Raw genomic sequence first — 14,967 nt, forward strand, 5'->3', positions numbered from 1 at the left:
AGGGTCCGGTGCGGTGGCGGTGGGGCACCATTCGAACGCTACGGCCGCAGGGCGCGGGCCGCCCGGGTACACGCCCGTCAAGACCTGGCCGGCGTCAGTGGGCGACGAGCCGTACCTCGGTGGCCTTGATGCCGGCGAACACGGCACTGCCCTCGTGGAGGCCCAGTCCCGCCGCGGTCGCCGGGGTGATCTCCGCGACGAGTCCGGGCACTCCCTCGCAGTCGACGAGAACCCGCAGACGGCTGCCGAGTGCGGTGATCTCACGGACGGTGCCGGGGTAGACGTTGCGCGGGCTGCCCTCCGGACGGTTCCGGTGCAGGGACACCGCTTCCGGGGCGATGACCGCCAGCGCGTCGGTGCCGGTCTCCAGGGGCTCCGCGGCCACGAGACGCGCGCCGCCGTCCAGGGTGAGGCCGTCGGAGGTGGCGGTGCCCGTCCAGGCGTTGCTGCCCAGCATCCGGGCGACCCATGGCGAGCGGGGATGCCGGGTCACCTCGGCCGGCGGGGCGTCCTGGACCGGCAGGCCGTCCTCCAGGACAAGGACCCTGTCGGCCAGCGCGACCGCTTCGACCGGGTCGTGGGTGACGATCAGGCAGACTCCGGCGAAGCCGTCGAGATGGGCGCGCAGCGTGTGGCGGACCTGGGCGCGGGTGGTCTGGTCGAGGGCGGCGAGCGGTTCGTCGAGAAGCAGGAGGCGGGGGCGGCTCGCGAGCCCCCGAGCCAGCGCCACCCTGCCTGCCTGACCGCCGGAGAGCTGGGCGGGGCGGCGGTGGGCGAGGTGGCCCACCCCGAGCCGGTCCAGCCACAGCTGCGCCTCGCGCCGCGCCTCGGCGCGGGGTACGCCGTGGGCGCGCAGTCCGTACGCGGTGTTGGCCAGGGCGCTGAGGTGGGGGAAGAGTGCTCCGTCCTGGGGGACCCAGGCCACGCCCCTGCGGTGCGGTGGCAGCGGGGTGACGTCCGTTTCGCCGAGGCGTAGCTCCGCGTGCGCTCTCGGAGTGAGGCCGAGAAGGGCTCGCAGGAGGGTGGTCTTGCCGGCACCGTTCGGGCCGACCACGGCGATGGTCGTGCCGGGTGCGGCGTCCAGGCTCAGCCGGGTGAAGCCGGTGACCACCGCGTGGAGCGGCCATCGCTGTCCGGGGAGCGCCTTCTCGGCGGGTACGGGGACCGCCGGCTCCACCGGAGTCCGGGTGGCCGGGTCGTCCGGGGCGTTGCGGGCCTCGGGCGCGCGGCCCCCCGCCCCGCCGGTCCAGCGGCCCCGCAGCGCGACGAGGACGGCCATGGCGATGGCCAGCAGGAGCAGGGACACGGAGGTCGCGGCCTCGGGGGAGTCCTGGAGCAGCAGGTAGACCTGGAGGGGCAGGGTCTGCGTGGTGCCGGGCAGGTTTCCCGCGAAGGTGATCGTCGCGCCGAACTCACCCAGCGCCCGCGCCCAGGTGAGCGCGGCACCCGCGGCGAGCCCGGGGGCGACCATCGGCAGCGTGACGGTCCCGAAGACCCGCAAGGGGGACGCCCCGAGGGACCCGGCGGTCTCCTCGTAACGGGGACGCAGCCCGGCGAGCGCGCCTTCGAGGCTGATGACGAGAAACGGCATCGCGACGAACGTGGCGGCGAGCACCGCACCCGACGTGTGGAACGGCAGCGTGACGCCGAAGGTGTCCTCCAGCCACGGGCCCAGCAGCCCCCGCCGCCCGAAGGCCAGCAGCAGGGCCACGCCCCCGACCGTGGGCGGGAGCACCATCGGCAGCAGTACGAGCGAACGGACCAGCACCTTGCCGGGGAAGTCCACCCGGGCCAGCAGCCAGGCCAGCGGCACGCCGAGCACCAGGGAGATGCCCAGCGCCCAGAACGAGACCACCAGCGAAAGCCGAAGCGCTTCGGTGACGCCGGGGCTCGTCAGGTGACCGCCCAGGTCGCCCCAGGACGTTCGCGCCAGGATGCCGGCCAGGGGCATCAGCAGGAACGCGATCGCGAGCACCGCGGGGGCGGCCAGCGTCACAGGGGTGCGGGCGCCTGCGGTGCGGCGGCGAGGGCGTCTCATCGGCGGCTTCCTGAACGGGGGCGGGGCCGGGGGAGGTCCGGCGGGACGGGGACGACCGCCGCTGCCGGTCGTACGGTCACGGCTGCTGGAAACCCGCTTCCTGGAGAATCTTCTGCGCCTCGGGTCCGCCGAGCCACTTCACGAACGCCGTCACGGCCTCCGCGTTCCCTGACTGCCGCAGGGTGGCGGCCGGATAGGAGGCGACGGCGTTCTGCGCGTCGGGGATGCCGACCGCGTCGACCCGGCCGGCGTCCGAGGCGGCGTCGGTCCGGTAGACGAGCCCCGCGTCCGCCTCGCCGAGTGCGACCTTGCTGAGGACCGCGCGGACGTCCGTCTCCTGCGAGACCGGCTTCACGGAGAGCTTCTGGGCGTCCAGGATCTGCTTGCTGTAGCGGCCGACGGGGACCTCGGGTGCGGCGAGGACGACTTTCAGCCCGCTGTCGGTCAGGTCCTTCAGGTTCTTGATCCGCTCCGGGTTGCCCTCGCCGGTGGCGATGACCAGCCGGTTCTTCGCGATCACGGTGGGCGTGCCGGTCTCCGACGACAACCCGTCCATCGTCTTCGTGTCGGCGGTGACCAGCGCGTCGGCCGGGGCTCCCTGCTCCACCTGGGCGGCGAGCTCCTGCGAGCCGGCGAAGGAGAAGGTCACCTTCGTGCCCGGGTGCTCCTTCTCGTACGCCGCGCCCGCCGTCTTGAACACGTCGGTGAGGGAGGCGGCGGCAAGCACGGTCAGTTTCGTCTCCGGGGCACCGGACGCGCTGTCCTCGTTCCCGCCGCCGCCACCGCAGGCGGCGAGCGGTACGAGCAGGGCGGCGGTCAGCGCGGTCGCGGCGATGCGGCGTCCGCCGAACGTGGATGGCATGAGTGGGGACTCCTCGGGAACGCACCTTCCCCGGACCGGGCGGCAGCCGGCGCGGGGAAGGTGCTCGGGTGGCCGGCTGCTCAGGTGCGGTCGATGTGCACGCTGGTCGACTTCACACGGGCGGTTGCCCGCATTCCGACGGCCAGCCCGAGCTCCTCGACGGCCTCGCGGGTCAGGAGCGAGACGATGCGGTGCGGTCCTGCCTGGATGTCCACCTGCGCCGCCACGTCCCCGAGTTTGACCGCGGTGACGATGCCCGGGAAGGCGTTGCGCGCCGAGGTGAAGGAGGGGTCCTCCTCCTCGGCCCCCGGGCGGCCGACCTCCACGGCGAGGGCCGCGAGGTCACGGCCGTCGATGAGCCGGCGCCCGGTCTCGTCCCGGTGGGTGGCCACCCGTCCGGCGTCGGCCCAGCGCCGGGCGGTGTCTGGACTGACGCCGAGCAGGCGTGCTGCCTGGCCGATGGTGTAGGACTGCATGTGCGCCAAGATATTCGGATTCGTCTCGCATCTGCAATGAGGAATGCCCATCTTTGGAGCACCTGCGGTACGGATTGGAGGATGATCCAAAACCTTCGCAGGCCCGTGGGCCTCACGCGCGCGCCGTCAGGCGCCGTACAGCACGTCCCGCAGGAAGGTGTTGGTGAACTTCGCCGAAGGGTCCAGCTCGCGGGCCAGCCTCTCGAAGTCCGTCATCCGCGGATACCGCTCACGGAGCCGGCCGGGGCGCACGGTGAACACCTTCCCCCAGTGCGGACGCGGGGCGAACGGGGCGAGGCGCTCTTCGAGCAGTGCCAGCACCGGCAGTACGTCCGCCGTCTCGGGCACCCAGGTGAAGTGCAGCCCGACGGTGTCCCGGCCGTGGGCCGGGCTCAGCCACTGCTCGTCCCCGGCCATGGTGCGCACCTCGCAGACCTGGAGTACGGGCGCGATGACGTCGCGCATCGCGTTCAGTACGGTCAGGGCGGCCGCCGCGTCCGTACGGGCCACCAGATACTCGGACTGGAGCTCCGCACCGCTGCTCGGGGTGAACTCCGCGCGGAAGTGCGGAAGTCGTTCATGCGCGGGCCCGGACTCCCCCAGCTGCGGGGTGCAGTTGACCGCGGGCATGCCCGGCACAGGGTGGACCTGCTCCGTGGCGGGCGCCGCCCAGGGGAAGTCCGGCCGCGGCTCGTCCGCACGGCACTTGAGCCACACCTGTCCGAAGGACGGGTCCTGCCAGCGGGTGAACAGGCTCACGCTGTAACCGGCCGACGTGATCGCGTCGAAGTGGGCCAGCGCGTCGGAGAGGGCGAGGCCCGTGTGCACGTACTGACGTACGTCGAAGCCGGGCACGAGATCCAGCGTCAGCGAGGTCACCGCTCCCAGCGCCCCCAGGGCGACGACGGCGCCGCCGAACCGCTCACCGTCCTTGTCGCGGCCCAGTGTCAGCAGCTCGCCGTCCGCGGTGACGAGGTCCACCTCCCGGACCGCAGTGGCCAGCGCCCCGTTCGCATCGCCGGACCCGTGCGTACCGGTGGCGACGGAACCGGCCACGGAAATGTGCGGCAACGACGCCATGTTGTGCAGGGCCAGCCCTCGCTCGTGCACCGCCCGCGCCAGCTCCGCGTACCGCACCCCGCCCGCCACCCGCACCGTGCGGGCGGCGGTGTCGACGTCCACGGCCGACGGCAGCGCCGCCAGTGATACGAGCACGTCGTCGCTGTCGGCGATCGTGTTGAACGAGTGGCCGCTGCCCAGCACCCGTACGCGCCGCCCGTCCGCGACGATGCGCCGCAGCTCGTCGAGCGTGGCGGGGCGCAGGACCTCCCGGGCGGTGAAACCGATGTTCCCTGCCCAGTTCGTCACGGTCGTCCGCAGGTCGTCCGTCGTCATCGCGTCTCTCCCCAGCCCTGGTCCCGGCAGGATTCCCGGCAGCACGCGGTGGATGACGAACGGCATGAAGCTCTCGGTGGCGATGAACTTCGACAATCGGCCGGTCAGTTGCGCGCTGCCGCGCCGGTGATCCGCTTCTTCGTCCAAGCCGCGGGGTCCACCGGGAGACGTTCGGGAGGAGGTGGCTCCCACCCTGCCCCGACATCAGGGCGAACCGTACCCACCGGACCTGCGGCGACTCATGATCTCACGCTCGGTCGTCGGCGCGGCGGGCTGTCCGGGAGGTGATCCGCGTAGTGCCGGCCGTCGCCCGGAATTGACGAGCATCCCCGCGCCCGGCCGTGGAAGATGTCCGTCGGCAGGCACACGTGGGAGCAGGCCGGAGAGCAGATCACCGCCCGCACGTTCGCCCGGATCGAGACGACCTGACCGTTCCAAGGAGTCCACATGATCGACAGCATCGATCTCGCAGCTTTGAACTCGGCGACGAAGTACCCGTCCATCCCGACCTATCACGCGCTCGGCGAGCGGGGCGCTCTCACCGAAGACGCCACCCCGTTCACCGGAGATGTGGTCCTCACCGAAAAGGTCGACGGAACGAACGCCCGCATCATCCGACTGCCAGGCGGAGACTGGTTCATCGGCAGCCGCGAGGAACTCCTTGCCGCCCGAGGAGACCGGGTCACCAACCCGGCCCTGGGGATCGTGGGTGCGCTGCGCACCGTCGCCGAAGGCCTCGCCGAGAGGGACGGCATCAGCGTCTTCTACCTGGAGGTGTACGGGGCGAAGGTGGGCGCCGCGGCCAAGCAGTACACCGGGACCGGGCAGGTCGGGTACCGGTTGTTCGACGTGGCTACGGTGCCCGTGGAGGTTCTGGACCGGCCGGTCGAGCGGATATCCGCTTGGCGCGAGGGGGGCGGGCAGTCGTTCCTCACGGAGGAGGCCCTGACCGTCGCCGCCGACCTGGAAGGGCTCCCGCTCACCCCCCGGCTCGGCGTCATCGCGCCGGGTGGTCTGCCGACCGGTGTCGACGAGATGAGCGCCTGGCTCAAGTCAAGTTGGGGGCGGACCAAGGTGGCGCTGGATGGCCGGGCAGCCGGCTCCGCGGAGGGTGTGGTGCTCCGTACCGCCGACCGTTCGGTGATCGCGAAGGCGCGGTTCGAGGACTACGCGCGCACCCTCAAGCGCCGCGGCCAGGCGGCCCGTACCGGCTGACCGTCACAACTCGCCACGACCGGCGCTCAGGAGTTGGGGAGACCGGCCGGGGCGCGGCCGCCCCACCCCTCCGGGTGGTGGCCGCGCCCCGGTTCAGCACTGCCGCGAGATCGAGTGGGATGGGAGACGGGAGATGATCATGTCCAGCGGGCTCGCTCGCCCTCTGAACTCCTCTGGAAACATCCGGGGAAATGACACGCCTCTCCCACTCACATGGCGTCCCAGGACTGCCGTCTAGCCGGCGGACTCACCCGCGTGGGGACTCAGTACGCCCGCGCCGACCAGCACGAACAGCAGAATGCCCAGCAGCACGCGGTAGATGACGAACGGCATGAAGCTCTTGGTGGTGATGAACTTCATGAACCACGAGATGACGGCGTAGCCCACGCCGAAGGCGATGAACGTCGCGAAGATCGTCGGCCCCCAGGACACGTGGCCGCCCTCGCCCGCGTCCTTCAGCTCGAAGAGGCCCGAGGCCAGCACCGCGGGGATCGCGAGAAGGAACGAGTACCGGGCCGCCGCCTCACGGGTGTAGCCCATCAGCAGACCGCCGCTGATCGTCGCGCCGGAACGTGACACACCCGGAATCAGCGCCAGCGCCTGGCAGAAGCCGAAGATCAGGCCGTCCCTGATGCCCAGCTCCTTGAGGGACTTGCGCTCCTTGACCGCCCGGTGCTTCCCCCCGGCCTCGTCGCGGGCCGCGAGACGGTCCGCGACACCGAGGACGATGCCCATGACGATGAGCGTGGTCGCGATCAGGCGCAGGTCACGGAACGGTCCCTCGATCTGGTCCTTGAACGTCACGCCCAGCACACCGATGGGGATCGAGCCCACGATGACCAGCCAGCCCATCTGGGCGTCGTGGTCGCTGCGCATGGAGGCGTTCGTCAGCGAACGGAACCAGGCCGAGACGATCCGGGCGATGTCCTTACGGAAGTAGATGAGGACCGCCGTCTCCGTGCCGATCTGAGTGATGGCGGTGAACGCCGCACCCGGGTCGTGCCAGCCCGCGAAGGCGGCGGTGAGCCGCAGGTGGGCGCTGGAGGAGATCGGCAGGAACTCGGTCAGTCCCTGAACGAGGCCCAGGACGAATGATTCGAACCAGCTCATGGGGCTAAGGCCATCCCGGAGGTGATCATGCATCGGCCGACGGACACGAGGGCCGTCGGCAGCGTGCGGATTGCGGTCATGGAGGGACGGGACGACTGCGCCCCGGAGATCCTTTGTCGGTCGCGGGCAGCGTATCGCCTGCCGGTGAACGCGCTTCCTCCTGCCCCCTGCCCCGGCGGGCGGGTGTCAGCGGATCACCCGGTCCCGATCCGGTGGCGCTTGCGCCAGGCGACGGCGGCCGCGCCCGCGCCCGAGAGCACGATGAAGCCCATCGCCGCCAGGAACGCCGGGGACGTGGGGGAGGAAGCCGTGCTGCCCGCGATGACGTAGGCGGCCGTGTTCGGGATGGAGCCGAGCCCGGTGGCCAGCAGGAACGGGGGGTATCCCATCCGTGAGGTCGCCGCGCAGTAGTTGGCGGCGGCGAAGGGCACGCCGGGGAAGAGTCTCAGCGCCAGCATCGACCGGAAGCCGTGCCGGCTGAGCAGTCCGTCCGCGGCCTTCATCCACCGGCCGCGCAGCAGAGTGCGGAGCGCGTCCTGCCCCAGCACGCGGCCCAGCATGAAGGAGACACCGGCCCCGAGCACAGTGCCCGCCAGGGCAGCGGCCAGTCCTGCCTGCGCGCCGAAGAGCGCGCCCGCTGCCAGGTTGAGGAGGGGACGAGGTACGAACGCCACGGTGCAGACCCCGTACGCGAGTCCGAACACCATCGCCGCGGTGCCGCCCGTCAGCTCGGGCGGCCAGCCGGAGGCGAGTACCCGCTGCGGCTCGAACATCAGCATGGTGGTCGCGGCGGCCAGCAGCACGGCCACGAGCAGCGACAACCGTGACCACGGTGAGAGCAGGGCCCTCGTGCAGCGCACGGCGAGACCGCCGGCGGGCCGGGCGGCGGGGACGGGGTCGAACATTTGGGGAGAGTAACCGAAAGGCGTGTGTGATCGTCGTAATGCGCGGGGGAGGGACGAGCGGCACTCGGCCGTTCTGCCTGCTCGGACGATCGCCGGCCGTCGGCCGGTGGAGTCGCGGTGACCTCCGCCATCCACAGGCGTTGAGTACAATATGCCGAACTCACTCAACTCCGCCCCCTCCGCAGCTGTTTCGGCCGCCAGGACGGCCCGGCCGTCCCGCCTGTTGACGGAGCAGCAGGGGGAAGCCGCCCGCACACTGCTGGGCTATGTCGCCTCCCTGCCTCTGGACGGCCCCGACGCGCAGGTGCTCGCCCTGGTCGTCGCCGTACGCGCCGCCCGTGGAGGGGTCGGCAACCTCACCGGAACCGACCTGCGCTCCTTGCGCCTGTCCGATGCGGACGGTGCCCTCGCCGCGCTGAGAGGCCTGGGCTGGAAGCCGGCGAGTGACCTGCTGCTGGCAGACCCTCAGACCCCGGTGGCCATTTCGGTGCCCGCCCTCTCGGGCGTGACGGGCCGCGCGACCCTGCCCTTCGGCAAGGCGATGCGGTCCAGGGTGTCCGGCTGGAGTATGCGGACCATGGCCGCCAAGCCGCTCAGGAAGACCGACGCGGCCACGCGGCTGGCTGCCCTGTTCCTGGCCGCCGGAGGTTCGTCGGACGAGTGCCTCGGCCTGCCCGCCGAGCTTCCCGAACACTGCAGGGCCGTCCTGCCCGAACTGCTCGCCAAGGGCTTCCTGGCGGAGCTGGAGGGTGACCGGTACCGGCTGCACGACGCCGTGGGCCATCTGTCGGGCCGGCAGCCGGAGCCGTGCCCGGCCGATGACGGCGACGCCGGCCCGGGTGCGGGGAGCAGGTCGGCGCAGTCGAAGAAGAAGATCAGCCCGGACATGTGGGAGGCGTGGAAGGAGCAACGGAGCCCGGCTCTGCGTCGCCATGCCGAGGCCGTCGAACACTGTGCGCTCTGTTCGCTGCCGTTCGCGCAGGTCACGGAGGCGTTCGTACGCGAGCCGGTCCCGGTTCCCCTCCAGCGCAAGGTGCTGCTCGCGTACGAGGAGTGGGAGCCCACCCAGCCCGACCGCGGGCCCCGTGCGGCGGAGTTCGCCGCTGCCTTCCGCGCGGAACACGGCCACGGCCCCTCGGCCCGACAACTGTGCCTGGGCCTCGGCTGGAAGAAGCGGGGCCGCGGGATGTGGCACCTCATCGTGCAGCGGCTCGTAGCCGACGGGTGGCTGACGAACACCGCGCCGGTTCCCTGGACCCTGCGGCCGGGCAAGGCCGCATCGGTTCCGGGGCCGACCGCGGCAGCGCGGCCCGTGCGATCCGTGCGCTGAGCCGCGGGCGGCCGCGGCGCGTGCGATCCGTGAGCTGAGCCAGAGTCGGGCACGGTCCGCCCCTTGCCGAAAACCATTCGACGCGGACTCGGCCGCACCGCCATGATCAGGGCATGTTCCGGTACGCCTTCCCCGCAGCGCAGTCCGCAGTCGCGGACGCGCCGAAGGCTGCCGTTCCCACGGCGACGGAACTCTTCGCGACGGCCATGGCAGCGCCCTTCGGCGGCGCCCGAAGCTGACCCTCCCCCGACAGTCCGGCGGACCCCGTAAGGGGAGGGTCGGCAGGGCCCTGGGGTCTTATCGTCAGCTTCGAATCGCAAGGAATCAGCCATGCCCAAGACGGCATACGTGCGCACCAAGCCGCACCTGAACATCGGCACCATGGGCCACGTCGACCACGGCAAGACCACCCTGACCGCGGCGATCACCAAGGTCCTCAGTGACCGGGGGACCGGCACCTTCGTGCCCTTCGACCGGATCGACCGGGCGCCCGAGGAGGCGCAGCGGGGCATCACCATCAACATCGCCCACGTCGAGTACGAGACGGACACCCGGCACTACGCCCACGTCGACATGCCCGGGCACGCCGACTACGTGGTTCGTCTACCCTGTCATGACGGTCCGTAAGGGGTGGATGCATGGAAGAAATTGATCTATATCTCCGCAAAAGCATCATTGTGCGGGAGGGAACTGACGCGCTCACGTTCCTTACGCAGGAGGAGCGGGGGCGAGAGTGGGCGAAGCGCCACGGCTACACCGTTCGCAAGGTGTTCAAGGACAACCTGTCTGCGTGGACCGACACGAAGCGTCCCGACTTCGAGCGGGCGCTAGCTGCACTCCGCCGCAAGGAAGTTCCCGCACTTTGGGTGTACGCGGTGGATCGCTTCGACCGAAAAGGCGCAGGGTCCGTTATTCGGATACTGGACGCCGGCGCGCGACTCATCTTCGACTATGAGCGACTGGATAGCGCCGACCCCCGCGACCGTGAACGGATCATCTCCGACGCCGAACGAGCAAAGGCGGCGTCGGATCTCCTCTCACATCGCGTGCGCGACACGAAGCGGGGGCAGCGACGTCGTGGGGAGTGGCTCGGTGCCGCCCCTTACGGACTCCGTAAGGACAAGGCCGGCAAGCTGCACCACGCGAAGGGCTGGGGCAACGTAATCCGGATTCTGAGCGAAGCTGCGGAAGGGGCATCCCCGCGTCGAATCGGGAGGGGCCTGACTCTGGACCGGGAACCATCCCCGACGGGTGGACAGTGGGGGGCATCCACGGTCCGCCGAATCATCGGCAATCCGGTGTACGAGGGCTGGCAGGTCGTGGCGTTCTCTCGCAAGTACACGTGGCCTGTGGCATACCGCGACGAGCAAGGCGAACGTGTTCGTGTGTTCGCTGACGAAGTTGAGCCGGTGCCCGCGGACCTCGTAGCGAAGGCTCGTCGGGTGCACGCGGGACATCAGCGGGGCGCGCTCGGCCCGCGGTCCGGCAAGGCAACTCATCTCCTGACGGACCTACTCCGTTGCGCAGGGTGTGGCTCCAAGATGCCAACAAGCGGACGGTCCTACGTGTGCAACGGGCACGCCATGGGGAAGGTGTGCCCAGCTCCCGCGTCGGCTATGCGAGCGCGCATTGAGGAGTACGTGTTCGGCCGATGGCTTGCCATGGTCGGCAGCGCTTCCGTGGAGGATGACGACCCGCTCATGGTTGCCGTGGCGGAACGTTGGTCAGCGCTCACCGCTCCGGAGGAGACGGAGGCGGCCCACGAAGCACTAGCCGTCGTCAAGTCTGCGGAGGCGGGTGTTGAACGGCTCGCCAACGACCGGGCCAAGGGACTGTACGACGGGGCTATGGGGCGCCACTTTCCACGGCTGGTCGCAGAAGCGGAGGCGACGTTGACCGAAGCCAAGGAGCGGTACGCCGATCTCAGCAGTCAGTCGGTGGATCTCACGATGTTCGTCGACGCCTCTTTTCTAGAAGAGGCGTGGGAGGCTGCGGACTTGCCGATGCAACGGGACCTCGTAAGGGTCGCTATCGACAAAATCACGGTCACGCAGGCCGCGAGGCGTGGCGCCCAGTTCGATGGTGACGCGCGGTGCGACATCGAGTGGGCGACGCCGGAAGAGAACTAGCCACACAGCTCGAACGCCCCTCGTCGACGGACGGGGGGCGTTCCTGCGCTCTGGGCTACTCAGCCGGCGGCTGCGGGAGCTGGGCTCCGCCTCGCCCTACGTACCACTCCATGAAGCTCTTGAGCGTCGCGGAACGGTCGCTGCCCGCCCTCTTAACGGCCTCGTCGAAGTCGTCCCACAAGGGGCCGTCGATGCCACGCAGTCCGCGGACAGGATGCTTGTGTTGGTTGGCCATGACATCAGTGTGTCAGGTGGTTGACCACCTGTCGACGGCGTGCCATGCTTCAGGGGTGGTCAACCACCCGGGAGCAGCCCGGGAACGCACCACAGCCCGCGTCAACTTTGCCGGAAGCGCGGGCTGTGAACTCCCCTGAAGGAGTCCCCGTATGATGTCACAGCTCACAGTTCTCGGTTCAGAACTTCAGGTCGGAGACGTCCTCTCCGCCTATCCCGCGGCTCCTGTCGACGAAGTTTCAACGCCCGTCGGCCGCACGGTGGCACTCTTCATGACCGACGGGACCATGTACGTCGTCGGCATGGGTCGCAAGTACATCGTCACCCGCGACGTCCAGAACGCTCCCGCAGAGAAGTCCGTGCTCCTCGTCGGAGCCGTTGAGACAGAGGACGAGGTCGACGAGCTCACGGCGGCCGGCTACGACGTCGCGGAGCAGCTGCACTACCCGGTCGCCATCGCCACGCATGACGGCTTCAACGTGCGGGACTTCGGCGCCGTGGTGGTCTACGCCCCGTCGATGGACAGCTCCACCGGCACCGGTACGGCGCTCATCCTTCAGGCGGAGGCTCACGCGCACGGCGTCCCGGTCATCACCACGCAGTCGGCTACCGATTGCGCGCCGTGCGGCACCTGCCGGCAGTACCAAACCGTTTCCACAGCGCGTGACGCGTCGGGAGCCGTGGTCTGCGTCGCTTGCTTTGGCGACGCTCCGGGATGCGCGTGCGGCATGGACGGAGTGACGGAGCCCGTGTTCCTTAACGGGGCTTGGGATGTCCAGTGCAGGCGCTGCACGACCATCACGAAGGCGGCGTTCCCCTCCCCGTGGAACGTCGAAAGGGACGATGCCGCAGCGCCGGCCGATCTGTTCGGGATCCGCGCGTAACCCTGTGTGACCAACGAGCGCCCGATGAGTGCCCCGCCCTCTCCGGAGGCGCGGGGCATCGTCGCGCTTCCTCGCCCCTCGTCGACGCCCTCCGCGACGTCCCACGGGGCGTCTGGACAAAAGTTTGGCACTTTCCGCAGATGGGTCCGCAGCGTGACCCCCGCTTGAAAAATGGACACAGTTTGACCTGTGTCCGTTCCGCCCCGTTTCGTCCACGGATTTCGCGGCCAATCCGGCCAGAATGACAAACTAACCCCTACTTTTACTTCTCTCCTTACGCGTCTTAGAGAGAACTGAAAGTAGGGGTTAGTTTGCATTTTTGGCCAGACTGGCCCGCGGGCCCGCTTTCCGACGTCGAAAGGCGCGAAGCGGGGGCGGAGGGCGGCATCGACGTCCAGGAGGCCGCTGGAGGGCCCGTGGGGGCGCGTGGCGTGCTCGCTCGACAATTCCCCCATCGGGCCCGCGAGAGGCCCGCAGAGCGGCGCACAGGGCTTCCCTCTTGTCGCATGGCCGACTGGGGAGCGCGACGCCGTGATCATTACTCACAGTGCGCGACGAGGGAAGCGCCTCCTAGCGAGTCCCCAATTTGATGTCGATTCGGTAACAGAATTCCGAGCCGCAATCCGGGGGCATTCTCTGTTATCGCAGGTGGCGGGCATGTTTCAGTCGATATTTGATCACCCATGCGCGAAACACTTCCTACAAAACTAAGTAGAGGGGCTCTCTCGGCCTTCGGTAGTCATGATCGTTGGAATGAGACACGCCCCACATAACTAAGGCAGAGGGATACGCGCGCGGGTGCGTGCGCGAGCCTCCCATGATCCGCGGGGACCGGCTACGACCTATAGCGGCGAGCCGTCCCCGTGAGAACTGCGTTCCGCGTCAGTCGCCTTTCCTGACGCCCGGGGCGCATGGCTCCGGCGTTGAGCCGTCGACGTTGACCGCGGACTCTCCTCCTGCGCGTTCCGTCGACGTGCTCCGCCGGAGCCTCGGATTTCAGCCGTCCTTCGGGGCGGCATTTTTTCGTGACCGAATCAGCGAGATATCCCATTAGCGAGAAGGACGGAGACACCGTGATGAGTGACGTACCAAGCCGACCCCAAGGCGCCTGCCGCACCTGCGGGACAGTGCTCCCGCTGACGACCGAGCACTTCCACCGTGACGCTGGCAACGCGAGCGGCCTGAAGAAGCAGTGCAGAGCCTGTGCCTGTGACGAGGCGAAGAAGCGATACGAGTCGAACTCCGTCGACGTCCTTGCGCGCCTGCGTGATCGACGAACGCAGCGAACCGCGTACTTCGAGTCGATAGGGCTCTACGAGGCCGCCTGACGACCGCACAGACCCCAAGCGCCTACCGATCGGTGGGCGCTTTCGCATGACCTGAGAGGCCCGGATGAGGAACACCACAAATCCCGAAGAGATTGCCGCCCTGGAGGCTGTGCCCGACATCGAGCGCACGCGGAAGCTCTACGACTCCGCGAAGAACCGTCTGGCTCGCCACAAGGCAGGCGAGTCCCCCGAACAGGCGCGCAACCGCGCGGTGGACGAGGCGGTTGACGGCTTCACCGCCTCCGGCACCTGGCCGCGCGACGTCGGTAAGACGGCTGCGAAGGCGTACCTGGAGGCCCTGGAGGACGAGGCGGAGCGCCTGGCGCTCACGCGTGCTGTTGACGTCACCGAAGATCAGGCTCACTCGACCCGCGAAGTGCTCAGCGAGGATGCCCTCGCGTTCCTCGGTACTCGACTCGCAAACATCCTGAGCGCCGCCAGGACGGCCGCGGAAGTGCTCGGAGACGCGCAGTCCGCAGACGACGCTATCAAGGCCGGACGCGACGCCGTAGGAGCGTGGAGCACCCTCTCCGCGCTCGTGGATGAGTACAGCAACGTGCGTCGCGCACAGTGGTCGTTTCTGACGCCGCAGCGTTCTCGGCTGGACCTGGCGGGAACCGCCAACCCACTTCGGGCGAAGGTTCGTCAGTGGCAGCGCGACGGGCACGGGCACGTCATGGGCTTCGACCCTGACAACGTGCCGGCCGACGTACTCACCGCCATGCAGAGCGGTCGCTACAGCGTCGCTTACCTGCGCTGGATTGCCTCCATCGGGACCGCCTATATCCCTGGTTCGCGTGACCAACTGGAGACGGAAGTCGAGTCGACGAACGGGCGCAACGAGGTCTTCCACGACGACCGTGGGCCGATCCAGCACAACCCATACGCATGGCACGAGGTACCCATCCGGGACTTCGGGCCCGCAGAGGTCTACCCGCACTCCACGGCGCCACAGCTGGACTACAGCGCACCGCCGTCGCCCAAGCCGAAGTTCAACGCGACCGTAGGCGACGCCCCTACGTCTGACAGCCCACGAGCGCGCGCCGCCCGCTCGCACTGAG

General features: G+C 69.4%; 14 protein-coding genes and 1 pseudogene. 8 read left to right on the forward strand and 7 right to left on the reverse strand.

The genetic code is table 11. The annotated features are described in order from the left end of the window. Positions 1-94: 94 nt before the first annotated feature. The 4 genes from AB0C82_RS26210 to AB0C82_RS26225 all read right to left on the reverse strand — a co-directional run bounded on the left by AB0C82_RS26210 (position 95) and on the right by AB0C82_RS26225 (position 4,771). Positions 95-2,038, reverse strand: a complete 1,944-nt coding sequence (locus AB0C82_RS26210) for an ABC transporter permease (RefSeq protein WP_362846323.1) — start codon at positions 2,036-2,038, stop codon at positions 95-97. Between the two features lie 76 nt (positions 2,039-2,114). Beyond that, entirely contained in the window at positions 2,115-2,900 is a 786-nt protein-coding gene (gene modA / locus AB0C82_RS26215) for a molybdate ABC transporter substrate-binding protein (RefSeq protein WP_362846325.1), read from the reverse strand. Positions 2,901-2,980: 80 nt separating this feature from the next. Further along, positions 2,981-3,376: a helix-turn-helix transcriptional regulator gene (locus tag AB0C82_RS26220; protein ID WP_362846327.1), complete on the reverse strand. Its 396-nt coding sequence runs from the start codon at positions 3,374-3,376 to the stop codon at positions 2,981-2,983. Between the two features lie 126 nt (positions 3,377-3,502). Beyond that, a complete protein-coding gene (locus AB0C82_RS26225) occupies positions 3,503-4,771 on the reverse strand; it encodes an FAD-binding protein (protein ID WP_362846659.1) in 1,269 nt (422 codons plus the stop codon). A gap of 447 nt (positions 4,772-5,218) precedes the next feature. Here AB0C82_RS26225 and AB0C82_RS26230 point away from each other — a divergent pair, with 447 nt between their 5' ends. Next, positions 5,219-5,986 (forward strand): RNA ligase family protein, encoded by a 768-nt coding sequence (locus AB0C82_RS26230; protein WP_362846329.1) that lies wholly within the window; start codon positions 5,219-5,221, stop codon positions 5,984-5,986. Positions 5,987-6,220: 234 nt separating this feature from the next. On the opposite strand, the gene AB0C82_RS26235 is transcribed toward AB0C82_RS26230, so the two are convergent. Continuing rightward, positions 6,221-7,096: an undecaprenyl-diphosphate phosphatase gene (locus AB0C82_RS26235; protein ID WP_362846331.1), complete on the reverse strand. Its 876-nt coding sequence runs from the start codon at positions 7,094-7,096 to the stop codon at positions 6,221-6,223. A 194-nt stretch (positions 7,097-7,290) separates the two neighbouring features. Further along, the gene (locus tag AB0C82_RS26240; protein ID WP_362846333.1) at positions 7,291-8,001 is read right to left on the reverse strand and encodes a VTT domain-containing protein; all 711 of its coding nucleotides are present in this window, start codon (positions 7,999-8,001) and stop codon (positions 7,291-7,293) included. A 151-nt stretch (positions 8,002-8,152) separates the two neighbouring features. On the opposite strand from AB0C82_RS26240, the gene AB0C82_RS26245 reads away from it, so the two are divergent. The 4 genes and pseudogenes from AB0C82_RS26245 (at position 8,153) to AB0C82_RS26260 (ending at position 11,460) form a co-directional block, all read left to right on the forward strand. Beyond that, positions 8,153-9,331 carry a hypothetical protein gene (locus tag AB0C82_RS26245; RefSeq protein WP_362846335.1) on the forward strand — a complete coding sequence of 393 codons (1,179 nt, stop codon included), beginning with the start codon at positions 8,153-8,155 and terminating at the stop codon, positions 9,329-9,331. Positions 9,332-9,444: 113 nt separating this feature from the next. Then, on the forward strand, positions 9,445-9,570 hold the full coding sequence (locus AB0C82_RS26250; protein ID WP_362846337.1) for a hypothetical protein: 126 nt from the start codon (positions 9,445-9,447) through the stop codon (positions 9,568-9,570). A 91-nt stretch (positions 9,571-9,661) separates the two neighbouring features. Next, positions 9,662-9,928, forward strand: a pseudogene (locus AB0C82_RS26255) (GTP-binding protein); the annotation flags it as partial. A 41-nt stretch (positions 9,929-9,969) separates the two neighbouring features. Further along, a complete protein-coding gene (locus tag AB0C82_RS26260) occupies positions 9,970-11,460 on the forward strand; it encodes a recombinase family protein (RefSeq protein ID WP_362846339.1) in 1,491 nt (496 codons plus the stop codon). A 55-nt stretch (positions 11,461-11,515) separates the two neighbouring features. Here the strand turns inward: AB0C82_RS26260 and AB0C82_RS26265 are convergent, their stop codons facing one another. Next, positions 11,516-11,695: a hypothetical protein gene (locus AB0C82_RS26265; RefSeq protein WP_362846341.1), complete on the reverse strand. Its 180-nt coding sequence runs from the start codon at positions 11,693-11,695 to the stop codon at positions 11,516-11,518. Between the two features lie 286 nt (positions 11,696-11,981). Between AB0C82_RS26265 and AB0C82_RS26270 the strand changes: the two genes are divergently transcribed. From AB0C82_RS26270 to AB0C82_RS26280, 3 genes are all read left to right on the forward strand, one after another. Next, a complete protein-coding gene (locus tag AB0C82_RS26270) occupies positions 11,982-12,578 on the forward strand; it encodes a hypothetical protein (RefSeq protein WP_362846343.1) in 597 nt (198 codons plus the stop codon). A gap of 1,076 nt (positions 12,579-13,654) precedes the next feature. Then, complete coding sequence (locus tag AB0C82_RS26275; protein WP_362846345.1) at positions 13,655-13,906, forward strand: hypothetical protein; 252 nt, start codon at positions 13,655-13,657, stop codon at positions 13,904-13,906. 64 nt (positions 13,907-13,970) lie between these two features. Then, on the forward strand, positions 13,971-14,966 hold the full coding sequence (locus tag AB0C82_RS26280) for a hypothetical protein (protein WP_362846347.1): 996 nt from the start codon (positions 13,971-13,973) through the stop codon (positions 14,964-14,966). Position 14,967: the final 1 nt, after the last annotated feature.

This window comes from Streptomyces sp. NPDC048560, assembly GCF_040650955.1.
Classification (GTDB): domain Bacteria; phylum Actinomycetota; class Actinomycetes; order Streptomycetales; family Streptomycetaceae; genus Streptomyces.